This is a genomic window from Lactobacillus sp. MRS-253-APC-2B, from assembly GCF_012843675.1.
GTDB lineage: Bacteria > Bacillota > Bacilli > Lactobacillales > Lactobacillaceae > Limosilactobacillus > Limosilactobacillus pulli.
Genome location: NZ_JABAFO010000002.1, coordinates 99,820 through 123,160 on the forward strand (window position 1 = coordinate 99,820; position 23,341 = coordinate 123,160).

21 protein-coding genes are annotated in these 23,341 nt (G+C 48.4%); 16 read left to right on the forward strand and 5 right to left on the reverse strand.

The genetic code is table 11. The features are described 5' to 3' along the window. Positions 1–9 precede the first annotated feature (9 nt). From grpE to spxB, 5 genes are all read left to right on the forward strand, one after another. Complete coding sequence (grpE, locus tag HF864_RS02060; RefSeq protein ID WP_048345174.1) at positions 10–609, forward strand: nucleotide exchange factor GrpE; 600 nt, start codon at positions 10–12, stop codon at positions 607–609. A gap of 36 nt (positions 610–645) precedes the next feature. Further along, positions 646–2,508 (forward strand): molecular chaperone DnaK, encoded by a 1,863-nt coding sequence (dnaK, locus tag HF864_RS02065; RefSeq protein WP_169461463.1) that lies wholly within the window; start codon positions 646–648, stop codon positions 2,506–2,508. Positions 2,509–2,636: 128 nt separating this feature from the next. Further along, positions 2,637–3,791 (forward strand): molecular chaperone DnaJ, encoded by a 1,155-nt coding sequence (dnaJ, locus tag HF864_RS02070; protein ID WP_169461464.1) that lies wholly within the window; start codon positions 2,637–2,639, stop codon positions 3,789–3,791. 145 nt (positions 3,792–3,936) lie between these two features. Continuing rightward, positions 3,937–5,778 carry a translation elongation factor 4 gene (lepA, locus tag HF864_RS02075; RefSeq protein ID WP_169461465.1) on the forward strand — a complete coding sequence of 614 codons (1,842 nt, stop codon included), beginning with the start codon at positions 3,937–3,939 and terminating at the stop codon, positions 5,776–5,778. Between the two features lie 609 nt (positions 5,779–6,387). Beyond that, positions 6,388–8,286 carry a pyruvate oxidase gene (gene spxB / locus HF864_RS02080; RefSeq protein WP_169461466.1) on the forward strand — a complete coding sequence of 633 codons (1,899 nt, stop codon included), beginning with the start codon at positions 6,388–6,390 and terminating at the stop codon, positions 8,284–8,286. A gap of 113 nt (positions 8,287–8,399) precedes the next feature. Here the strand turns inward: spxB and HF864_RS02085 are convergent, their stop codons facing one another. Then, entirely contained in the window at positions 8,400–9,359 is a 960-nt protein-coding gene (locus HF864_RS02085; RefSeq protein WP_169461467.1) for an L-lactate dehydrogenase, read from the reverse strand. Positions 9,360–9,514: 155 nt separating this feature from the next. Next, on the reverse strand, positions 9,515–9,694 hold the full coding sequence (locus tag HF864_RS02090) for a hypothetical protein (protein ID WP_169461468.1): 180 nt from the start codon (positions 9,692–9,694) through the stop codon (positions 9,515–9,517). Positions 9,695–9,935: 241 nt separating this feature from the next. Here HF864_RS02090 and HF864_RS02095 point away from each other — a divergent pair, with 241 nt between their 5' ends. The 6 genes from HF864_RS02095 to dtd all read left to right on the forward strand — a co-directional run bounded on the left by HF864_RS02095 (position 9,936) and on the right by dtd (position 15,293). Next, on the forward strand, positions 9,936–10,238 hold the full coding sequence (locus HF864_RS02095) for a hypothetical protein (RefSeq protein ID WP_169461469.1): 303 nt from the start codon (positions 9,936–9,938) through the stop codon (positions 10,236–10,238). Between the two features lie 62 nt (positions 10,239–10,300). Next, complete coding sequence (gene prmA / locus HF864_RS02100) at positions 10,301–11,260, forward strand: 50S ribosomal protein L11 methyltransferase (RefSeq protein ID WP_169461470.1); 960 nt, start codon at positions 10,301–10,303, stop codon at positions 11,258–11,260. 9 nt (positions 11,261–11,269) lie between these two features. After that, positions 11,270–12,016, forward strand: a complete 747-nt coding sequence (locus tag HF864_RS02105; RefSeq protein ID WP_169461471.1) for a 16S rRNA (uracil(1498)-N(3))-methyltransferase — start codon at positions 11,270–11,272, stop codon at positions 12,014–12,016. Between the two features lie 220 nt (positions 12,017–12,236). Continuing rightward, on the forward strand, positions 12,237–12,626 hold the full coding sequence (locus HF864_RS02110; protein ID WP_169461472.1) for a hypothetical protein: 390 nt from the start codon (positions 12,237–12,239) through the stop codon (positions 12,624–12,626). Beyond that, positions 12,610–14,844, forward strand: coding sequence for a bifunctional (p)ppGpp synthetase/guanosine-3',5'-bis(diphosphate) 3'-pyrophosphohydrolase (locus HF864_RS02115; protein WP_169461473.1), 2,235 nt, complete (start codon positions 12,610–12,612; stop codon positions 14,842–14,844). The genes HF864_RS02110 and HF864_RS02115 overlap by 17 nt, the downstream gene beginning before the upstream one ends. An 11-nt stretch (positions 14,845–14,855) precedes the next feature. Then, positions 14,856–15,293: a D-aminoacyl-tRNA deacylase gene (gene dtd, locus HF864_RS02120; protein ID WP_169461474.1), complete on the forward strand. Its 438-nt coding sequence runs from the start codon at positions 14,856–14,858 to the stop codon at positions 15,291–15,293. Positions 15,294–15,403: 110 nt separating this feature from the next. On the opposite strand, the gene HF864_RS02125 is transcribed toward dtd, so the two are convergent. Continuing rightward, complete coding sequence (locus HF864_RS02125) at positions 15,404–16,255, reverse strand: fructosamine kinase family protein (RefSeq protein ID WP_169461475.1); 852 nt, start codon at positions 16,253–16,255, stop codon at positions 15,404–15,406. A 21-nt stretch (positions 16,256–16,276) separates the two neighbouring features. After that, positions 16,277–17,128, reverse strand: a complete 852-nt coding sequence (locus HF864_RS02130; RefSeq protein ID WP_240936851.1) for an N-acetylmuramoyl-L-alanine amidase — start codon at positions 17,126–17,128, stop codon at positions 16,277–16,279. Between the two features lie 361 nt (positions 17,129–17,489). On the opposite strand from HF864_RS02130, the gene hisS reads away from it, so the two are divergent. Next, positions 17,490–18,782 (forward strand): histidine--tRNA ligase, encoded by a 1,293-nt coding sequence (gene hisS / locus HF864_RS02135; RefSeq protein WP_169461476.1) that lies wholly within the window; start codon positions 17,490–17,492, stop codon positions 18,780–18,782. 7 nt (positions 18,783–18,789) lie between these two features. Then, entirely contained in the window at positions 18,790–20,568 is a 1,779-nt protein-coding gene (aspS, locus tag HF864_RS02140; RefSeq protein WP_169461477.1) for an aspartate--tRNA ligase, read from the forward strand. A 117-nt stretch (positions 20,569–20,685) separates the two neighbouring features. On the opposite strand, the gene HF864_RS02145 is transcribed toward aspS, so the two are convergent. After that, the gene (locus tag HF864_RS02145) at positions 20,686–21,330 is read right to left on the reverse strand and encodes a site-specific integrase (RefSeq protein WP_169461478.1); all 645 of its coding nucleotides are present in this window, start codon (positions 21,328–21,330) and stop codon (positions 20,686–20,688) included. A 100-nt stretch (positions 21,331–21,430) separates the two neighbouring features. Here HF864_RS02145 and HF864_RS02150 point away from each other — a divergent pair, with 100 nt between their 5' ends. The 3 genes from HF864_RS02150 (at position 21,431) to HF864_RS02160 (ending at position 23,185) form a co-directional block, all read left to right on the forward strand. Beyond that, positions 21,431–22,333 (forward strand): deoxyribonuclease IV, encoded by a 903-nt coding sequence (locus tag HF864_RS02150; RefSeq protein ID WP_169461479.1) that lies wholly within the window; start codon positions 21,431–21,433, stop codon positions 22,331–22,333. A gap of 141 nt (positions 22,334–22,474) precedes the next feature. Further along, positions 22,475–22,660: a 30S ribosomal protein S21 gene (rpsU, locus tag HF864_RS02155; protein WP_033935611.1), complete on the forward strand. Its 186-nt coding sequence runs from the start codon at positions 22,475–22,477 to the stop codon at positions 22,658–22,660. A 78-nt stretch (positions 22,661–22,738) separates the two neighbouring features. Further along, positions 22,739–23,185: a GatB/YqeY domain-containing protein gene (locus HF864_RS02160; RefSeq protein WP_169461480.1), complete on the forward strand. Its 447-nt coding sequence runs from the start codon at positions 22,739–22,741 to the stop codon at positions 23,183–23,185. Positions 23,186–23,341: the final 156 nt, after the last annotated feature.

Here is a 23,341-nt window from a genome sequence, read left to right on the forward strand (position 1 = left end):
AGGGGTTCGATGGCTGAAAAGAAATCAGCAGCTGCCAAGGAAGAAAAGGCGGCTCAAGCAGCTGAATCGACTGCGGCTGACCAAGCGGCTAAGAATGCCGAAGAAGCCAAGGATGCCAAGTCAGCTGCCAAGGAAGATCCAACTGCCGCGCTCAAGCAACAGATTGCTGATCTGAAAAAGCAGCTCGATGAAAAAGACGACCAGTATCTGCGCGCGCAAGCGGAAATTCAAAACATGAACAACCACTTCAAAAAAGAGCGCGCGCAATTGATCAAATACGATGGTCAGGGGCTGGCTAAAGACATCCTGCCGGTTTTGGACAACTTGAAGCGGGCTTTGGCAACTCAACTGGATGACAAGCAGGCCCAAGAGTTCAAGAAAGGCATTCAAATGGTTCACGACCATTTGGAAAAGGCGCTCAAGGACCATGGGATTGTTGAGATTCCAGCTGAGCCAGGCACGCCTTTTGATCCGACCAAGCATCAGGCGGTTCAAACCGCGCCAGCTTCGGATGATCAAAAAGCTGACACCATTGTTCAGGTTCTGCAAGCTGGCTATGAAATGAAGGATCGCGTGCTGCGTCCTTCAATGGTCGTTGTTGCACAATAACTTAGATAAACCAATATAAAAAGAGGGAAAACTTTTATGGCAAGCAATAAGATTATCGGTATCGACCTTGGTACCACTAATTCCGCCGTTGCCGTTATGGAAGGTAACGAACCTAAGATTATCACCAACCCAGAAGGTGGCCGCACGACTCCTTCTGTCGTATCATTCAAGAATGGTGAGGTTCAAGTTGGTGAAACGGCTAAGCGCCAAGCAATCACCAACCCCAACACGATTACGTCAATCAAGAGCCACATGGGTGAACCAGGCTACACGGTTGACATTGATGGCAAGAAATACACGCCACAAGAAATTTCTGCCATGATTCTGCAATACATCAAGAAGTATGCAGAAGACTACATTGGCGACACGGTAACTCAAGCCGTTATCACGGTGCCAGCCTACTTCAACGATGCTCAGCGTCAAGCTACCAAGGATGCTGGTAAGATTGCTGGTCTGGAAGTTAAGCGGATCATCAACGAACCAACTGCTTCCTCACTGGCATATGGCCTGGACAAGAAGGACAAAGACGAAAAGATCCTGGTTTATGACCTTGGTGGTGGGACGTTTGACGTTTCCATCCTGGAACTGGGCGATGGCGTCTTCCAAGTTCTTTCCACTTCTGGTGACACGCATCTGGGTGGTGACGACTTTGACCAAAAGATCATGGATTGGCTGATCGATGGCTTTAAGGCAGACCAAGGCATTGACCTGTCCCAAGACAAGATGGCTCTGCAACGGCTGAAGGATGCTGCTGAAAAGGCCAAGAAGGAACTTTCCAGCTCACAATCTGCTGAAATCAACCTGCCATTTATCGCTCAAAAAGATGGTCAACCAGTGCACCTGGACCAAACGCTGACGCGGGCTAAGTTCAACCAACTGACCAACGACCTGGTTGAAAAGACTAAGCAGCCGGTTATGAACGCGCTGCACGATGCTGGCCTGGAATTCAGCGACATTGATGAAGTTATCTTAAACGGTGGTTCAACGCGGATCCCAGCCGTTCAAGAACTGGTTAAGGACCTGACTGGCAAGGAACCAAACCACTCCATCAACCCTGATGAAGCCGTTGCTTTGGGTGCCGCCATCCAAGGTGGTGTGCTGACTGGTGACGTTAAGGACGTTGTTTTGCTTGACGTTACGCCACTTTCCCTGGGTATCGAAACCATGGGTGGGGTTATGACCAAGCTGATCGACCGCAACACGACGATTCCAACCTCTAAGAGTCAGATCTTCTCCACGGCCGCTGACAACCAGCCAGCCGTAGACATTCACGTTCTGCAAGGTGAACGTCCAATGGCAGCCGACAACAAGACGCTTGGCAACTTCCAACTGACGGACATTCCACCTGCACCACGTGGGGTTCCTCAAATCAAGGTTACTTTTGACATCGACAAGAACGGGATTGTTAACGTTTCTGCCGAAGACCAAGGTACGCACAAGAAGCAAAACATTACGATCAAGTCCAGTTCTGGTCTGTCCGATGAAGAAATTGAACGGATGAAGAAGGATGCTGAAGAACACGCGGAAGCCGACAAGAAGAAGAAGGAAGAAGTTGATCTGATGAACGAATCCGACCAACTGATCTTCCAAACCGACAAGACCATCAAGGAACTTGACGGTAAGGTTTCTGAAGACGAAATCAAGAAGGCCAAGGATGCCCGCGATGCTCTGCAAAAGGCTAAGGACGCTAAGGACTTCGATGCAATGAAGACCAAGAAAGACGAACTGAACAAGATCGTCCAAGACTTGGCAGTCAAGCTCTACCAACAAGCTCAACAACAAAACCAACAAAATGGTACTGACGGCAACAATGGCGGTGCTGACAACAATAACGGCAAGGGCGACGGCAAGACCGTTGATGGCGACTTTACTGAAGTCAATGACGACGACAACAAGTAGGCCAGTCAGCCGAAGCCGATTTAGATAAGCAAAAAAGCCAAAGCCCCTATAACGGACTTTGGCTTTTGCTTATTTATCGTGACTATGCTATAAAGTAAGAGAGAAAAATTGCGTTGCGAGGGATTTAAATGGCAGAGAAAAACTATTACGACATTTTAGGCGTCAAAAAGGATGCTTCAGACGCCGAAATCAATCGGGCCTATCGGAAGCTGGCGGCTAAGTATCACCCAGACGTTAACCATGAGCCGGGAGCCGAAGAAAAATTTAAGAAAATCAATGAAGCCTATGAAGTGCTGCATGATCAGCAGAAGCGGGCACAATATGATCAGTTTGGCTCCGCTGGCCCTCAAGGCGGCTTTGGTGGCGGTCAAGGCTTCGGCGGCTTTGGTCAGGGCGGTTTTAGTCAGGGTGGCTTTGGCGACTTTGGCGATATCTTCAGTGATCTGTTTGGTGGCGGTCGTGCGCGACGTGATCCTTCAGCACCAAGACAAGGACGCGACCTGCAGTACAATATGACGCTGGACTTTATGGATGCCATCTTTGGTAAGGAAACTACGATTAAGTATGATCGAGAAGCCGAATGCGATGTCTGTCACGGTTCTGGCGCCAAGCCGGGCAAGTCACCTTCGACTTGTCATACCTGTGGCGGTTCCGGGGTTGTGATGCAGCGGCGGCAAACGATGATGGGGATGATGCAGTCCCAGACCGTCTGCCCAACCTGTCATGGTACCGGTAAGGAAATCAAGCCGGAAGATCAATGCGACAAGTGCCATGGCTCAGGCCACGTTCAAGAAAAACACAAGCTTAAGGTCAAGGTGCCGGCTGGCATTGATGATGGTCAGCAGATGCGCCTGCAAAACCAAGGTGAAGCGGGTACCAACGGCGGTCCATACGGTGATCTGTACATTGTCTTTAGAGTTACGCCTAGTCGTGACTTTAAGCGGGATGGCTCCACGATCTACGTTGATCAGGATATCTCGTTTGCACAAGCCGCGTTGGGTGACAAGATCAAGGTCAAGACCGTGCATGGCGATGTTGATTTGAAGATTCCGGCGGGTACGGAATCAGAAACCTCATTCCGGCTGCGGGGCAAAGGGGTACCGCACATTAATGGCAATGGCAACGGCGATGAGCATGTGACGGTCCACGTTAAGACGCCTAAGAATCTTAACAAGCGGCAAAAAGAAGCCATGCTGGCCTTTGCCGAAGCCAGTGGCGAACATGTTGCCGGCTACAAGGGCGGTTTCTTTGATAAGCTCAAGGATCGCTTTGAAGAAAAATAAGCCTAAAGATTTAAAGAGCAAGACGCTGCAGTGCGCGGCGAATTGCTCTTTTTTCGATATTTGCACCGCCCCAGTTTGAGTTGCCAACGGGATTTGATATACTGGTAGATAGACATTTAACGCAGAAAGTGAGCACAAAAAATCAATGAATCTTGAAGAAATGAAAGAACGCCAAAAGCACATTCGGAACTTTTCGATTGTCGCCCATATTGACCATGGGAAATCCACGCTGGCGGACCGGATCCTGGAAATGACGGATTCGATCTCTAAGCGGGAAATGAAGGCCCAGATCCTTGATGACATGCCATTGGAACGGGAACGCGGCATTACCATCAAATTAAATGCCGTGGCGCTGACCTACCATGCCAAAGACGGAGAAGACTATATTTTCCATTTGATCGATACGCCAGGGCACGTCGACTTTTCCTATGAGGTTTCACGCTCTTTGGCAGCCTGTGAAGGAGCTATTCTGGTTGTTGACGCGACGCAGGGGGTTGAAGCGCAGACGTTGGCCAATGTTTATCTGGCATTGGACAACGACTTGGAGATCCTGCCAGTCATCAATAAAATCGATCTGCCTTCCGCTGACGTTGCGGGAACGAAAAAGCAGATCGAAGAAGAAATTGGTCTGGACTGCAGTGATGCCTGTGACGTCAGTGCCAAAACCGGTCTGGGCGTTGAAAAGGTGCTGGAAAAAATCGTTGCCGAAGTACCGGCGCCAACTGGTGATCTGATGGCTCCGCTAAAGGCGCTGATTTTTGATTCCAAGTACGATGACTATCGCGGCGTGGTCTTGAGCGTGCGGGTCTTTGAAGGAACCGTCAAGAAGGGCGACCGCATTAAACTGATGAACTCTGGTACTGAATATGAAGTCGCTGAAGTCGGGATCAACTCGCCTAAGCCACTGGCCCGCGACTTTCTGATGGCGGGGGACGTTGGCTATATTACCGCGGCCATTAAAGACATTAAGGATACGCGGGTTGGTGATACGGTTACTGATGCCAAGCACCCAACTGACAAGCCATTAGCCGGCTATCGTCAAATGACGCCAATGGTTTACGCGGGGCTTTATCCAACCGACAACGCCAAGTTCAACGATCTGCGGGATGCCTTGGAAAAACTGCAGCTTAATGACGCGGCTTTGACGTTTGAGCCAGAATCCTCACAAGCGTTGGGCTTTGGGTTCCGCTGCGGCTTCTTGGGACTTTTGCATATGGATGTCGTTCAAGAGCGTCTGGAACGAGAATTCAATCTGGATCTGATTACCACGGCGCCTTCCGTAACCTATCATGTCGATCTGCATGACGGCACGATGAAGGAAGTGGAAAACCCAGCTGAAATGCCGGATACGTCTTCTATCAAGGATATTAAAGAGCCTTACGTTAAAGCGTCAATCATGGTGCCAAACGATTATGTTGGCCCGGTTATGGAGCTTTGCCAACGCAAGCGGGGCGAGTTTGACACGATGGAATATCTGAGCGAGACGCGGGTCAATGTAATCTATCATATTCCGTTGTCCGAAATCATCTTTGACTTCTTTGATAAGCTGAAGAGTTCCACGCATGGTTATGCCTCGCTTGATTATGAGATTGATGACTACCGCGTCAGTGACCTGGTTAAGATCGATATTCTGCTTAATGGCGACAAGGTTGATGCCTTAAGCTTCATCGCGCACCGCGACTTTGCCGAAGAACGGGGACGCGAAATCACGACCAAGCTCAAGAAGATTATTCCGCGGCAAAACTTTGAAATTCCAATTCAAGCCGCCATTGGTTCCAAGATCATTGCACGGACCAATATCAAGGCTTACCGCAAGGACGTTACGGCGCGGATTCACACTGGGGATCCTGATCGGCGGGCCAAGCTTTTGGACAAGCAGAAACGTGGTAAGAAGCGGATGAAGGCAGTTGGGCGCGTTGAGGTTCCACAAGAAGCCTTCATGGCCGTTTTGAAGACGGATGAGGAAATCGACGAAAAGAAGAAATAGCTATGACGGCATTTGTGTTTTAGGCGTGGCTAAAACTAGACCGATTTTTTTAGCTTTTTCCCACGAGTTTCTCACGCGTTTATAAATCAATGGTGTAATTCAGCTTTAGATGGATATTGAATCAATGATGTAATAAGTCGGTTGCGATTGGCAGCCGGCTTTTCCTTTGCTAGTGTTTGCAGCAAAATTATGCAGAGGAGTATGCATAAAACGTTTATAAAATAGTGAGCAAGTATTGCGATGCTTGTGATAAATAGTCAATTAAATTTTAAATGTATTGTTAATTAAAAATAAAATACGATTACTATTATTAAATCATGACATCATCTTATAATTTGATAATGATTACTTTAAAAATGCTAAAAACAAACGCTAAATTTAACTTTTATCAAAGAAAAAACAAAAATTTTGATTGATATAAACGCTGATAGCAAGGGATTTATAATTTATTGTGAAAAATGTTCATTAAAAGTCACTTGTAATTATGCATAAAAGCGCTATCATAACCTATGAGGGCTGAAGTAGAGAGTGGCCTGAGATAAAACGTCAATTGAGACCGGCTGTTAAGTACAGGCGGGATGATTTTTAAAGGATGGAAGGAAGATTAAGATGGCAAAAATGATCAGTGGCTCCGATGCAGTCTTAAAAGTAATTCGGCAATGGGGCGTTAAGCACATCTACGGTTATCCTGGTGGTTCGTTTGACTCCACGATGAACGCAATCTACAACCAACGTAAAGAATTGGAATTCATCCAGGTACGGCATGAAGAGGCGGGAGCTTTGGCAGCAACCGCTGATGCCAAATTAACGGGTAAGATCGGGGTCTGCTTTGGCTCTGCCGGCCCGGGTGCCATTCACCTGCTCAATGGGCTGTACGATGCCAAGCATGACCATGTTCCGGTTTTGGCAATCATTGCTCAGGTTCCTTCAACGCGTATGAATCTGGACTTTTTCCAAGCAATGGATGAGGAACCGGCATTTGAAGACGTTTCGGTTTGGAACAAGACGGCCATGACGGCGGAAAGTCTGCCCCGCATGATTGATGAAGCGATTCGGCAGGCCTACAAGCATCATGGTCCAGCTACGGTTACGATTCCAAAAGACTTTGGCTGGGCCAAGATTCCTGACACGTTCGTTCCTAACGTTGCCAACCACGTTAAGCCACATTATGTCGTTGATCAAGATTTGTTGGCAAAGGCCGGCAAGCTGATCAAGGATGCCAAGGCACCAATGATTTACTTTGGGATTGGGGCTAAGGATGCAGCCGAAGAATTAAAGCGCGTTTCGGAAAAGTATAAGATGCCACTGGTTTCATCCGTTTTGGCCAAGGGTATCTTGGATGAAAAATATCCAGCCTACCTGGGCTCGGCTGGTCGGGTTGCGCCGAAACCTGGTGCCGAGATTGGTTTTAGTACTGATTTGATCGTTTGGGTTGGTACCGACGTTCCGTTCAGTATCTTCCTGTTTAATCCGGATGCCAAGGTTATTCAAATCGATACTGATCCAGAGAAGATGGGCAAGCGTCATCATATCGACGTACCGCTGCTGTGTGACGCTAAAACGGCTTTGGCGGCGCTGGCTGACGTTGCAGATGAAAAAGCGCCATCTGCTTTTTATGATGCGGCACTGGCCGACAAGCAGAATTGGTTGGACTGGCAAAACAGCTTTAATGACAGCGAAGAGATGCCCGTTCGTCCAGAACCGATCTTTGATGTGATTAATCAAATGGCTTCCAGTAAGGCCGTCTTTGGAGTTGATGTCGGCAACGTCAACATCAACTTTGAACGTCTGCTGATGATTCACGACGATCAAAAGTGGTGTACTTCTGGTCAATACGCAACGATGGGCTATGGTCTGCCGGCTGCGATCTCAGCTAAGGTCAACTATCCCGATCGTGATGTCTACAGTCTTTCTGGTGATGGCGGCTTTGCGATGCTGATGGAAGAAATCCTGACCCAGGTTAAGTACCACATGCACATCGTCAACGTGGTCTTTAGCAATGAATGCCTGGGCTACATTGTCGCTGAACAGCTTGATGACTCGCATCAGCCATTGTCAGGCGTTGATCTACCGGAAACCGACTGGGCAACGGTTGCCAAGGGGATGGGGGCGATGGCCTTTACGGTTCGCACCAAGGCTGAATTCAAAGCCGCCATGGTTGAGGCGCAACAAACCGATCTACCGGTAGTAATTGACGTTAAACTCACGCATGAAATGCCGCTTTCAACCAACCACATGTTCTTAGACAAAGAGACTCAAGATCCAAAGCTGGTTGACGAATACGTTGAAAAGTATCAGGCACAAGCACTCAAGCCATTTAGCTACTTCTTAAAGGCTGCTAAGGAAGCTCATGGTGAAGAAATCGATGCCTTCTCAGGAGCTTCGGCAGCCAGCGTGGAAGATGAAGCTGACAACCAGCCGCTTGCCGACACCACGACCGGCGCATCAGAGAACGCGGCTGAACCATCCGAGGACACGGATGCTACCAGCGGGGCTTCTCAGCATTAAGGCCTTGCAATCAAGATACCAATTTTAGGCTCGCCACTGTGCGGGCTTTTTTTAGTACAAAAAAAAGCCGCTGGATAACCAGCAGCTTTTCTCGCATTCAATACCAGAACGAATTAGTTTTCGCCCATCAGCTTAGCCATACCGTTTTCGGCAACTTCTTGCAGGGTCTTGGCAGAGTCAGCCATGGCCTTGGATTCGCGTTCGTTCAGAGGAACTTCCAGAACTTGAGCGATACCAGAAGCGTTAACAACGGCTGGCGTACCAATGTAGATACCCTTCAGACCGTATTCGCCATCAACAGGGGCACCAACTGGCAGAACGGCATTTTCGTCACGCAGGATAGCGCGGGAAATCCGAGTCAGGGCCGTAGCAACACCGTAGTAGGTAGCGCCTTTGCGGTTGATGATTTCGTAAGCCTTGTTACGAACGTCGTCTTCAATCTTCAGCAGTTCATCGTCAGAAACGCCCTTTTCCTTGGCCAGGTCCAGCAATGGCTTGCCGCCGATCGTAGCAGATGAGTAGGCAGCAAATTCGGAGTCACCGTGTTCAGCCATGATGTTGGCAGAAACGTCAACTGGGCTAACATCGAACTTCTTAGCCAGCGCAACCCGCAGACGAGCGGAGTCCAGAGAAGTACCGGAACCAACGACCTTGTTGCGTGGGAAGCCAGACAGCTTTTGAACGGCGTAGGTCAGGATGTCAACTGGGTTGGCAGCAACCAGGAAGATACCGTTGAAGCCGGACTTAACGATTGGTTCAACAACGGACTTGATGATCTTCAGGTTCTTGTCAACCAGTTGCAGACGAGTCTCACCTGGCTTTTGTGGAGCACCAGCAGTAATAACTACCAGGTCAGCATCCTTGCAGGTGTCGTAGTCAGCAGAGTAGATAACCTTTGGGGCCGTGAATGGGGTAGCGTCTTCAAGGTCAAGCGCGTCACCTTCCGTACGCTTCTTGATGATGTCGACGATCGCGAATTCTTCAGCCAGGCCTTGTTGTGCCATGGCAAATGCGTAGCTTGAACCTACCGCGCCGTCACCGACGAGGACAACTTTTTGATGATTCTTAGACATAAGTAAAGTCTCCCTTAAAGTAGTATTGCATATTGCAAGGTTTATTATAGCATTCTGATTTGAAATTTGTTAATAATGCGTAAATAAAGCCAAGTAAATGATAAAAAAGTTGGGTTTTTGATCATTTTATGACTGATTTTGGCGAGAAATTGCCATTAAGCGTGCAAAACACCCCAGCCAATGATGCCGCTAATCAATAATACGGCTGGCAGAATCAGCACCTTGACAAAGAAAGCGGCAACGGCAATGATGGCGATCCAAAACAGCAGATGCAGCGAAAGCTTGAACAGCTTCCACAGAATCCACAAGCCGATCAGCGTAAGCAGCAGTCCCATCGTTTTTCCTCCATTTGATAGTTGATGACTGATTTTACCATTTTAGTGGCGGTAAAAGCACTAAAATAACTTGGTATTTATTCAATCTTATGATAAACTTTTACTTTAAATGTTTGAACTTTGTCGGGCTCATACGTTCAATTTTGAGTCAGATATGCTAAAATGGTTAGTACTAATAAGGAATTTGTTTCCAATCTTTTGTAGGGGAGGGATTGCCATCTTAAATCGAACCAAAAAATTCATGCGCGACAATGATCTGGATTACAAACGTGAATACATTCGGCCAATGATGACACCGGAACACGTTTATATTTTCCGTTTTGGGCGGCACAAGCTCAATAACCGAGTGATCGTTCGATACTCCCATACATGGACGGGACGCTTAAAGATCAATGAAATCGACGTTCGGCTGCATCACCAGCATCATCCACGGATCTTTAAGACGGAAACGGATCTGATCTTGTATCTGCAGCAGCACATGGAAAAAGAGCAAAAAAAGATTGCCAAGCAGGCAGTCAAGCATGACGATCCGCAAAATCAATAAGCGCAACTGAAGCATCCTTGCCTTTCAGGGGTGCTTTTTTGCCATATTAAGGAGGAAAAAAGATGAACGATTGGACGGCAGTAACGGTTGAGACCAGTACCGAAGCCGTTGACGCGGTTAGCTACATTTTGACCGATACGGGGGCAGCTGGCATTCAGATTGAGGATGCCGCTGATTTTGCCAACCTCAAACCAGGACGCTATGGAGACGAGATCATCGACCCCGCATCGATTCCGCATCGTAAACAAGGGGCTGCGGTTACGGGGTACTACCCCAGCAGCGTGTTTGTACCCGAGCTTTTGCCAGGCATCAAGCAGCGGGTTTTGAAATTAAAAGACTTTGGCCTGGATCCAATGCCGGCAGAAGTCAAAAGCGAAGCCATCGAAAATCAAGATTGGAAGACGGCTTGGGAAAAGTACTATCATCCAGTACGGGTTACGCGGACGTTAACGGTCGTACCACAATGGGAAAGCTATCAGCCGGGGCCCGATGAAAAGCTGTTGATCCTGGATCCGGGGATGGCATTTGGTACCGGTACGCACCCGACCACGCAATTGATGATGCAGGCTTTGGAACTGACGGTACGTGGTGGCGAAAGCATGCTGGACGTTGGTACCGGATCGGGCGTGCTTAGTATTGCTGCCAAACTATTGGGGGTCGGTCACGTTAAGGCCTATGATATTGATGAGGTTGCCGTGCGTTCGGCTAAAAAGAATCTGGCACTTAATCCCGCCGCTAAAGACGTTGAAATTGGCGTCAACAGTCTGTTGGAAGGTATTCATGAGCAAAATGTCGATCTGATCGTAGCCAATATCTTAGCTGAGATTATCTTGCCATTGATTCCACAAGCCTATGAAAACCTCAAGCCAGGCGGTCGTTTCCTGACTTCTGGCATCATCAACGACAAGTTTGCCGAAGTCAAAAAAGCTTTGGAAGATGGCGGCTTTAAAGTCGACGAAACGATGCGCATCAAGGACTGGTATGGCATCATTGCCCATAAGCCAACACCGGATGAACAATAGGGGGAGTACATGCAACGTTATTTTATCGATGAATCGCTGCCAAAGGATCGGCGATTGACTTTGCCAGCTGATATTGCGCATCACTTAATCGATGTTTTGCGGGCTGACGTGGATACCGAAATCGAAGTTGCGCTTAATGATCAAAAAGTTTATTTGGCCAAAGTCGTTGAGCTAAATCCGGCTACGATCGAGTTAAAAGCCGATCTGGGTACTGATGCAGAGTTGCCGGTTGAAGTCATCTTGGCTTGTGGACTGCCCAAGACCAAGGAAAAACCGGAATTGATCGTGCAAAAGGCTACGGAAATGGGAGCAGACCGCATTGTCTTTTTTGCGGCTCAGCGCTCAATCAGCCGCTGGAATCCACAAAAGCAGGCTAAAAAAATCGAACGGCTGCAAAAAATCGCCAATGCTGCCGCTGAACAGTCACATCGCAATCACCAGCCTGAGGTCGTTTATGGCGGCAAGCTTAGCGATGTCTTAAAAAATGAAGCTGCTGACTTTAAGATCGTGGCTTGGGAAGAATCTGCCAAGCAAGGCGAAGAGGCTAATCTGGCCCAAACGCTTCGGCAGCTGCGGCCAGGCCAAAAGCTGCTGGCAATTTTTGGTCCAGAAGGTGGGCTGAGTGAAGCAGAAATCGAACAGATGCAAGCTCAAGGAGTGATTCCGGCTGGTCTGGGACCAAGGATCTTAAGAACGGAGACGGCACCGCTTTATCTGCTGGCTGCCGTTTCATATCAACTGGAGCTGGCACGTTAAACGTAGTCTTACAACAGCTTGATGCAGCTGTAAGACTTGTGAAAATACGGCTAAATCCACTCGATGTGAAAAGGACTTAAACGGGTTGTGAGGTCAATCGGTTGTCATAGCTGGTAATCATAATAGTTTTTGCCTAACCAAAATGGCTCGCCAAGCGCAACGGCACGCATTGTGTTACAATAAATGTCAATCAATTCGGCATGAGTGAGGGATTTTTAAAATGGAGAAGTTGCAGCAATTTTGGAAAACGACCGATCGGCGACTGTTAATCAGTGATCTGGTGCTTTCTTTGGTGATCAACCCGCTATTTTTAAAGCAGCATTTGATCTCACGCATTCAGATCATCATCTGGCTGTTGCTTTTGATCAATTCCTGCTACGTCATCTGGGCAGGGAGGCGGATTACCAGCCGGTATGATCATCCTTGGCAGCTGCTGGTCTTTCCGATCGCTTACCTGATTGGCGTGCGCGTCTTTCAGGTATCACGCTATACTTACTATTTTGCACTGGTCTATTTAGGCATCGAATACTTAGCTAAAGCCATGAGTCAAGATGCCACCAAAAATCAATCTAAAGAAAGCAAGTTGATGCAGGATGTCAAAAAACAATGAACTAACGCACGAAGACGTTAAAAAAATCGTCTCCTCATATATGAATGAAGAGCATGTTGAAATGGTCGAGCGGGCCTACCATTTTGCGGCGGTAGCCCATGCCGATCAGCACCGGAAGTCGGGTGAGGCCTACATTATTCACCCGATTCAGGTTGCCGGCATCCTGGCCAAGCTGCACATGGATCCAGAAACGGTATGCGCAGGCTACATGCACGATATCGTTGAGGATACCGGCGCAACGCTGGAGGATATTCGCGAGCTGTTTGGACCGACGATTGCCATGATCGTTGACGGCGACACCAAGATCTCCAAGATTCACTACAAGTCCAATAAAGAACAGATGGCCGAAACGCACCGTAAGCTTTTATTGGCAATGAGCAAGGATATTCGCGTGATGATCGTCAAATTGGCCGACCGGCTGCACAACATGCGCACGCTGCAGCATCTGCGTCCGGACAAGCAGCGCCGGATTGCCAACGAAACCTTGGAAATCTACGCCCCAATTGCTGATCGTCTGGGTATCAGTACGATCAAATGGGAACTGGAAGATCTTTCGCTGCGCTACTTAAATCCACAGCAATATTACCGCATCGTACATTTGATGAACTCGCGGCGTGATCAGCGGGTTGCATATATCAATCGTTCAATCGAAGACGTTAAAAAAGCAATCAGCGACCTGGAGCTGGGGCCAAACGTCGAAATCTATGGGCGGCCAAAGCACATCTATTCTGTCTACCGTAAGATGGTGACTCAGCATAAGCAGTTTGATCAAATTTATGATCTGCTGGCGATTCGGGTCGTCGTTGATTCAATCAAGGACTGTTATGCCGTCTTGGGCGCGGTTCATACCAACTGGAAGCCAATGCCAGGGCGTTTCAAAGACTACATTGCTATGCCAAAAGCAAACGGCTACCAGTCGCTGCATACCACGGTGATTGGTCCAGAAGGCCGGCTGCTGGAGATTCAGATTCGTACGCACGACATGCACGAAGTTGCCGAATACGGGGTTGCCGCGCACTGGGCCTACAAGGAAGGCAAGACCAACGGCGTCAAGCAGAATCAAGATTCCAAAAAGCTCAATGTGGTCAAGGAAATTTTGGAACTGCAAAGCGAATCGCAGGGAACTGATGAATTCTTGCAAGGGATTCAAAGCGACGTGTTTGCCGACAAGGTCTATGCGTTCACTCCCAAAGGCGACGTTATTGAAATGCCAAAGGGTGCTGGTCCATTGGATATGGCCTACCAGATTCATACTGAGGTCGGCAACCATACGACTGGAGCCAAGGTCAACGGTCGGATCGTGCCTTTAAACTATGAAATCAAAAACGGTGATATCGTCGATATTTTGACGTCATCAAGTTCAGCGGGGCCGAGTCGCGACTGGCTGGATCTGGTCTTTACGCGCCGGGCCCGCAACAAGATTCGGCAGTTCTTTAGGGCCCATGATCACGACAAAAACGTTGAGACTGGTCGCCAGATTATTGCCAGTCAATTGCGTGAAGCCGGTTATGATCCAAATAAACTGATGACCACGGAAAAGAACGAACAGATTGCCGACCAGATGCACTACAAGACGGCTGATGACATGTTTGCCGCGGTTGGCTTTGGTGATGTGCCGCCAATCGGGGTCCGCAATCGCTTTACGGCCGATATTCGTAAAAAAGAAGCCGACGATAAGCAGCGGGCTGCACAAAAGGCTGTTTTGGAAGATCATCAGACGTTTGAAAACAAGAATGCCAATAATCCACGCAAGTTTGCCAAGAGCTCGGAAGGCGTGATCGTAGAAGGCGTCGACAATCTTTTGACCCGCTTGAGTCATTGCTGCAGTCCCGTGCCTGGCGACGAGATCGTGGGCTACATTACCAAGGGGCGTGGTGTTTCCGTACATCGGGCCGACTGTCCTAACGTCAAGGCCGCTGAAAAGAACGGCGAGCGGCTGGTTTCGGTCTATTGGGCCAACCCAGCAGGTGACAAGACCAACTACAATGCCGATATCGAAGTTGAAGGCTATAATCGCAATGGCCTGTTAAACGATGTCTTGCGCTCGATCAACAATAACACGCGGTTCTTGACCTCTGTTAATGGTAAGGTGGACCACAACAAGATGGCTACGATCTCAGCTACGATTGGCGTGCGCAACAGTCAGCATCTGCAGCTGATTTTGGACAGTCTGAAAAACATTCCGGATGTCTATGTGGTAAAACGGGTAATTCGTTAAGGAGTGATTAAATGCGTGTCGTATTGCAACGCGTCAACCACGCTGCCGTTAGCATCGATGGCGAAACGGTTGGTCAGATTAAAAAGGGCTATCTGCTGCTGGTAGGACTGGCACCGGACGATAATGATGATCAATTGGACTGGATGGTGCATAAGATCGTCAATCTGCGGGTTTTTGAAGATGAAAATGGCAAGTTGAATCGTGCCTTGGCCGATGTAGCTGGCGAGATTTTATCGATTTCTCAATTCACGCTGTATGCTGATGTTAAGCATGGTAATCGTCCCGGCTTTTCTAAAGCAGCCAAGCCCGAGATTGCCGAGCCGTTGTATGACCGTTTCAATGAAAAACTGCGAGTAGCGGGCGTTCACGTTGAAACCGGACGTTTTGGCGCTGATATGAAAGTGGAACTGGAAAACGACGGCCCAGTCACTATTATTTATGAAAAATAAACAAAAGCGAGCACTGGTTAGACCAGTACTCGCTTTTTTAAATGGGATGAATTTTTAAGGGGCATTGAAAAAACGGCCTGCAAGTGCAGCACCGTTTTTAAGCGAGTGATTCAGTAGCGTTCCAAAATTCCGTCAACGGCTGGACCGTACGTTTCACCAAACAAAATCAGATGCATGCACAGATAATAAAACTGATACCAAGGCAGCCGTTTATTGACCCCGTCTGCTAGTGGATAGGCCTGTTCATAGGCTTGATAGAATGAAAATTCAAAGCCGCCAAAAATCGTGGTCATCGCCAGATCGAACTCGCGATCGCCATAAACGGCATCCGGATCGATCAAGACCGGCTGACCAGCATCGTCAAACATATAGTTGCCGGCCCACAGATCGCCGTGTAAAAGGCTGGGAACAACTTCGTGCTGATCATAATAATCACAAAAAGCTTGGCGCATCTTTTGATAGTGCGCCTCACGCCAATCGTTCCAGCGACTTTTTTCCTTGGCTACGGCAACTTCAGGATCCAAGCGCTGCTTAATATAAAAGTCACGCCAGCTGTCGTTCCAGGCATTGTTTTTAATCAGTGCTTTGGTTTGATGATTTTCATAAAAGCCGAACCGTTTGGCGTGCTGGGCGTGCATTTTGGCGACTGCTCGTCCTAGATCAGCCTGCGAGCCGCTGCCGCTTTCGATCCATTCCAAAGCCAGGTAGGCATCATTTTGAATCTGTCCTTGGGCAAGCGGGGCCGGCGTTTTGACTAAGGCACCGATTTCTTCTAGGCCGCGTTTTTCATGATCAAAATAGCTGGCAGGATGATTGGGCTGAACCTTAAGAAAATAGGTTCTTTGATCAGCCTTGATTTGGTAGGCTGCGTTGATGTCGCCGCCAGACACGGGCCGGCACTCCGTAATCTGACGAAATGGCAGTTGGCTGAGCCACTTTTGATTGAGACGGTATGCAGACATAAGATCAACTTCCTTTCAGAATTAATTCTTGAAGTAGTCGTTTAGTCCCTTGGCAATGTCGCGGGCTACTTTTTGCTGATAGCTGGCACTTTTGATCTGGTTGAAGTCTTTGGTTGAGTTGATGTAGCCCATCTCGCATAAAACGGCGGGGCGGGTGTTGTCGCGAATGACCAAGAAGTCGCCAAATTCAATGCCACGATTGGTCAATGGCAAATTGTTCATTTGCTGGTTCAATGCCTTGGCTAATTTTTTGGAGGCTCCTTTGTGATAATAGTAGGTCGTAAATCCGGAAGCCTCGTTGCGTGAAGGCGAAGAATCAAAGTGGAAACTGATAAAGGCATTGGCATGCATGCTTTCAGCAAGAGCTGGTCGCGGTTTGAGGCCAACGTAACGATCCGAGTCGCGCGTCATGATGACATGCGCGCCCCGCAGCCGCAATTCTTGAGCAACGCGATTGGCCAGCTGCAATGTGTAGGTTTTTTCCATATAGCGGGCCTTGGTGCTGTCTTTATATTCAGCTCCCGAATCGGAACCGCCATGACCAGGATCAATGACAATCGTTGCCTCAGAAAGATTGGAAACATGCTCGAGATTGGACTTGGGGTGAATCAGCCAGCTGGCGACCCAGCCAAAGCGCTGATCGCTTAGCCGAATCTTATACCATGAGTTGCGCGTTTTTAAAATCGTAACGCGCTGACCTTTTTTGAGCGTGCCGATCGTCGAATAGTCCAGCCCAGGACCGGTCCGTACGTTGAGCCCGCTGGTTTGAATGGTGGTCGTCCGTGAAAACGTCAGCGCGACCACCATGACAATTGCAATTAATGCCATGCTGATCGCAACCAGGACAGCTTTGGCAGGACGAGGAAACTTCAAGATTTTTTCTCCTTTGTTATGAATCATTAAGATAAGTTTAGAAAGCATTAATTGGAAAATCAAGACTAATTCGCGGCTGGCCTATTGACTAAACTGCTCAAGCCTAGTAGGCTAAGTAAGTAATTAAATTTAGAGATGCCGATGAAAAAGAATGTTCGGTCTGCCATAGCTTTCAGCGAGCGGGGAACTGGTGCAAGCCCTGTCGATTGGCTGCCGAGTGACGCTTTGGAGGCAGGGTCAAGACCCCGTCGAAGCTACGTTACCCAAGAGTAAACCCAAGGTGGTACCGTGCATTCAAGCACCCTTGCAGCAGCAGGGGTGCTTTTTTTAATCGACTGACAATCAATGGAGGAGAGAACTAATGCGCTATCAACGCCCAAAAGGCACGGCTGATATTTTACCGGGCGAATCCGCTCAGTGGGAAGCCGTTGAGAAACTGGCTCGTGAAATCTTTGCGCGCTACGGCTACCGTGGCATTCGCACGCCAATTTTTGAAAACTACAATATTTTTGCTCGTTCGGCTGGGGAGACCTCAGACGTCGTCACCAAGGAAATGTACGACTTTAAAGACAAAGGTGATCGTCACGTGGCACTGCGCCCAGAAGGTACGGCCGGCGTGGTGCGTGCCTATGTTGAAAACAAGCTGTATGGTCCGGAATACAACAAGCCATACAAGGTTTACTACATGGGCCCAATGTTTCGCTATGAGCGGCCCCAGTCTGGTCGGCAGCGTGAGTTCCACCAGATCGGGGTCGAAGCATTTGGCAGCGACAATCCAGCCGTTGACGTGGAAGTAATAACTATGGCGCTGCGCCTGTTCAAGCAGCTGGGCTTAACGGGTCTGCGCGTGGCCATCAATACGCTGGGTGATCAAAAAACGCGTGATACCTATCGTCAGGCATTGATTGACTACTTGAAGCCACATTATGATGAATTGAGTGAAGACTCCCAAGAACGGCTGGAAAAGAATCCATTGCGGGTTTTGGACAGCAAGGATCCACGCGACAAGCAGTTCGTTGATGATGCACCATCTATTCTGGATTATTTGACTGATGATGCCCAAAAGCACTTTGCGCTGGTCAAGAAAATGCTGGATGAATTAAACATCGACTACACGGTTGACCCAACCATGGTGCGCGGTTTGGACTACTACAACCACACGATCTTTGAAGTGATGGTCCAAGCCAAGTCGCTTGGTCAGGGCTACACGACGATTTGTGGTGGTGGTCGCTACAGTGGACTGGTTGAAGAATTAGGCGGTCCGGACACGCCAGGGGTTGGCTTTGGGATTGGCCTGGAACGCCTGATGCTTTTGCTTAACGAAGAAGGGCTGCTTAAAAAGGCCGATCCGGATCTGGACGTTTATGTCGTTGGGATTGGTGAAGCAACCAACGTCGCCAGCTTCAAACTGGTTGAGGCTGCTCGGGATGCCGGTTTTGTTGCCGAACGCGACTACTTGAACCGCAAGCCGAAAGCTCAGTTTAAGACGGCTGCCAAGGAAAATGCCAAGGTCGTCTTGACGATTGGTCAAAAAGAACTGGAAAGCAACACGGTTCACTTTAAGGTAATGGCAACCGGTGAGGAAACCACGCTGCCATTGGATCAAGTGTTTGCTGATTTTAAAGCCGTTTATCAAGAACAGACAAAGGGGTAATCAAAACATGAAGCGTACCAATTATGCTGGCGAAACCAGCGAACAACAAATTGGCCAAGCAGTCGTCGTTAAGGGCTGGGTTGCCAAGCGTCGTAATCTGGGTGGCCTGATTTTTATTGATTTATGGGACCGCTCCGGCATCGTCCAGCTGGTCTTTGATGAAAAGATCGATCCGGCTGCTTTTGAAGTTGCCAACCAGGTTCGGAATCAATACGTTATTGAAGCGCATGGTCTGGTGCGGGCACGTAAAGAAGTCAACCCAGACATGAAGACGGGCAAGATCGAAATTGAGGTCAAAGAAGCCAGCATCTTAGCCAAGTCCAAGCCAATGCCGTTTGAAATTGTTGACGACGTTGATGCTTCTGAAGAACTGCGCTTGAAATACCGCTACCTTGACCTGCGCCGGCCTGAAATGATGAAGCGCTTGATGCTACGAAGCAAGGTTACACATGTCGTTCACCGCTACTTTGAAAAGAACGGCTTTTTGGATGTTGAAACGCCAGAACTGACGCGTTCAACGCCAGAAGGGGCTCGTGACTATATCGTACCTTCACGGGTCTACCCAGGCAGTTTCTATGCGCTGCCACAATCACCACAACTGTTCAAACAGCTTTTGATGGCCGCAGGGGTCGACAAGTACTACCAGATTGCCAAGTGTTTCCGTGACGAGGACCTGCGTGGTGACCGGCAGCCAGAGTTTACCCAGATCGATACGGAAATGAGCTTTGCTACGCCAGAAGAAATCCAAGACATGACGGAAGGCCTGATCAAAGACGTCATGAAAGAAGTATTGGACATTGACGTTAAGACGCCGTTCCCACGCATGGAATGGCAAGAAGCCATGGACAAGTATGGTACCGACAAGCCTGACACGCGTTTTGACATGCTGATTCATGACATCAGTGACCTGGTTAAGGACAGCTCATTTAAGGTGTTCAGCAGTACAGTGGCAGCAGGCAACTATGTTCGGGCAATCGTCGTACCCGGTGGAGCCGACAAGTACTCACGTAAAGACATCAGCAAGCAAGAAGACTACATCAAGCGCTACAACGCCAAGGGCCTGGCTTGGGTCAAGGTTGGCGCAGATGGCTATAACGGTCCGGTAGCCAAGTTCTTAAACGATCAAGCGGCAGAATTAAATGAAGCGCTGGGTGCTAAGGAAGGCGACCTGATTTTAATCGTGGCAGGTTCTTTCCACGTGGTCTGCGACTCACTGGGTTATTTGCGGAATCACTTTGCCGAAGAACTGGGCTTGACGGATCCTAACCAATGGAACTATGTCTGGATCGTCAACTGGCCAATGTTTGAATATGATGAAGGCTTTGGCAAGTGGATTGCGGCTCACCACCCATTCACGATGCTGAATCCAGAAGATCTGCACTATTTGGAAGACGGCGAGGACCCTCATCAGGCGCACGCGCAAAGCTACGACATCGTCTTGAATGGTCAAGAAATCGGGGGCGGTTCCATCCGTATCCACGACCCTGAGATTCAAGAAAAGGTCTTTAAGGCACTGGGCTACAGCAAGGAAAAGGCGCAGGCCCGCTTTGGCTTCTTGATTAAGGCTTTGGAATTGGGGATGCCGCCAGAGGGTGGTCTGGCAATCGGGCTGGATCGCTGGGTTATGTTCTTGTCACAAGCTGACAGCATTCGTGACGTCATCGCCTTCCCTAAGAACTCAAAGGCAGTTGAGCCATTGACGGCGGCACCGGCACGCGTCAGTGATCAGCAGCTGGAAGAACTGCGTCTGGAAGTTCCAGCTGAAGACGAAGATCAAGCAGACTAAATCAATGCATTAAAAAAGATCCGCTGAACTGGCGGATCTTTTTTGCGTAATGAGTGGTTTTAAGCGGTGCCTAATAGACTGCTGGGTTATTGACATTGCAAAGGTACTGTCCGACAGTTATTCAAGCTTGAAGTTTCTAACTACCTTATCGAGATCTTCTTGCTCAATTCCTAGATAATGGCGAGTGTTGCGCTCTGAGGAGTGGTTGAACAATTGTGAGATGATTTCGATGTTGACACCATCTTTATACAGCTGGCGGCCAAACGTCTTGCGAAACGAGTGCGTCCCTAGTTTGGCAACCAGTTTTTCGTCACCCGACTTGCGTGCGATTCGCTGCAGCATCTGGTAAAAGCCGTGGACTGAAAAATGACCATCTTGTCTGCCGGGAAACAGCCAGTCATTGTCGTCTTTAAAGTCCAATTCATTCAGATAGTTGATGATTTCAGCCAGACAGTTGTTCCAATAAAGCGTCTTGGCCTTGCCGGTCTTTTGCTCGATGATCCGCGTCTGGGTTTTGTTCTTGACGTGACCAACTCGCAGCGTAACCACGTCAGAAGCACGCAGGCCATTGTTGAGTGCAATTGAGATCAAGAGCAGGTTGCGATTTACCAATTCAGGCCGCGAATATTGACGGATGGCTTCTTGCAGCTCATGATACTCATCGGTGGTTAAAAATTTGACGTTTTCCACCCAGATCTTACGGTCGCCCTTTTTTTCGCCATTGGTTTTGTTTTTGGGAACGTAGATGCGTTTTTTCGCCATTTCAATTCCTCCTTAACAGCGAATGAGTCAATAATTTCATTGTAGCGATAAAATACGCTAAAATAAAGAAACATGCTGATTTAAGAAAGGATGCGATCAAATGCTGATTGGCTCACATGTCAGTCTTAAAGCGCCCAAAATGCTGCTGGGCTCTGCTCAAGAAGCAGCCAGTTATGGGGCCAATACTTTTATGGTTTATACCGGAGCTCCACAAAATACCAAGCGCAAGCCACTCGATGAAATGAAGATTCCTGAAGGCCGCGCCTATATCGAAGAACACGGCTTCAGTCATCTGGTGGTGCATGCACCATACATCGTCAATCTGGGCAATACGCTTAAGCCCCAGAACTTTGCCTTTGGCGTGGATTTTTTGCGCCAGGAAGTTGAACGGGCTACAGCAATCGGGGCAACGCAGATTACGCTGCATCCTGGGGCCCATGTCGGTGCCGGAGCTACGGCAGCACTGCATCAAATTGCTCAGGGACTAAATGAAATCATTACGCCGGATCAAAAGCCGCAGATTGCCATTGAAACGATGGCCGGCAAAGGGACCGAGGTCGGCATCTCATTTGAGCAGATTGCCGAAATTATGGACCAGGTAACCTACAACGAAAAGCTTTCGGTTACGTTTGATACTTGTCACACCAATGATGCCGGCTATGATGTCAAAAATGACTTTGACGGCGTCTTAAATGAATTTGATCACGTATTGGGGATTGAAAAGCTGCAGGTCGTACACCTTAACGACTCCAAAAATCCGCAGGGCAGCCATAAAGACCGGCACGCCAATATCGGCATGGGGACGATCGGCTTTGATGCACTCAATTACATTGCTCACCATCCACAATTGACGCAGGTACCAAAAATTATGGAAACGCCATGGGTACCATTGGCCGATAATCCCAAGAAAAAGGTGGCGCCATATGGAGAAGAGATCAAGATGATTTTAAGCAGTAAATTTGATCCGATTTTTATGGAACGACTGAGTCATTCTGAAAATTAGCCAAAATTTTTCAAAAAAGCAGTTGACGCTTTTTTTTTGATTAAGTATAATATCATTCGTAGTGATAAGATTGAAGCAGTCAATTAGACGCTTTTAATCGCAACAGTACGGAATTCTAAGCTCGGAGGGAGGGAATCAACAATGTCAAAGACTATCGTTCGCAAGAATGAATCGTTAGACGACGCTCTTCGACGCTTTAAGCGTACGGTTTCACGGAACGGAACGCTGCAAGAATACCGCAAGCGTGAATTTTACGAAAAGCCAAGCGTAAAACGTAAGTTGAAATCTGAAGCAGCTCGGAAGCGCAAGAACAAGCGTCGCCACTAAAATGCTGCAGCTCCTGGGCGAATGTTTCATTCACCAGGGGCTTTTTTGTATATAATTACGAAACGGGAGGAACTTGAAATGAGTCTATTGGATAAGCTGACTAAAGACATGGTTGCCGCAATGAAGGAAAAGGACAAGGAAACCCTGAGTACGGTTCGGATGCTTAAAGCAGCGGTTCAAAACGAAAAGATCAAGCTGGGCCATGAACTGAGCGAAGATGAAGAAAACTCGGTAATGGCTCGCGAATACAAGCAGCGCAAGGAATCACTGGAAGAATTCGTGACTGCTAAGCGCCAAGACCTGGTTGATAAGACCAAGGCTGAGATGAAAGTCGTTGAAAAGTACATGCCAAAGCAGCTCTCCGATGACGAGATCAAGCAGATCGTTGATGAGGCCGTTGCCGCTACCGGTGCCGACAGCATGAAGGACTTTGGTAAAGTGATGAAGTCCGTAATGCCTAAGGTTAAGGGCAAGGCTGATGGCAAGGTGGTCAACCAGACCGTTAAGGATGCTCTGAAGAAGTAATCAGCGTCAAGTAATAAAAGAGCGTAATAGATGCCAGTCAGCTGCTGCGCTGAGGCATTATTATCGATTCGTAGTTAAGAGGTTGAGTTGATTCCCAGCCTCTTTTCTTTTGCCGTGCTGCGGTTTATGCGGATTATAGCTTGCTATGTTATAATT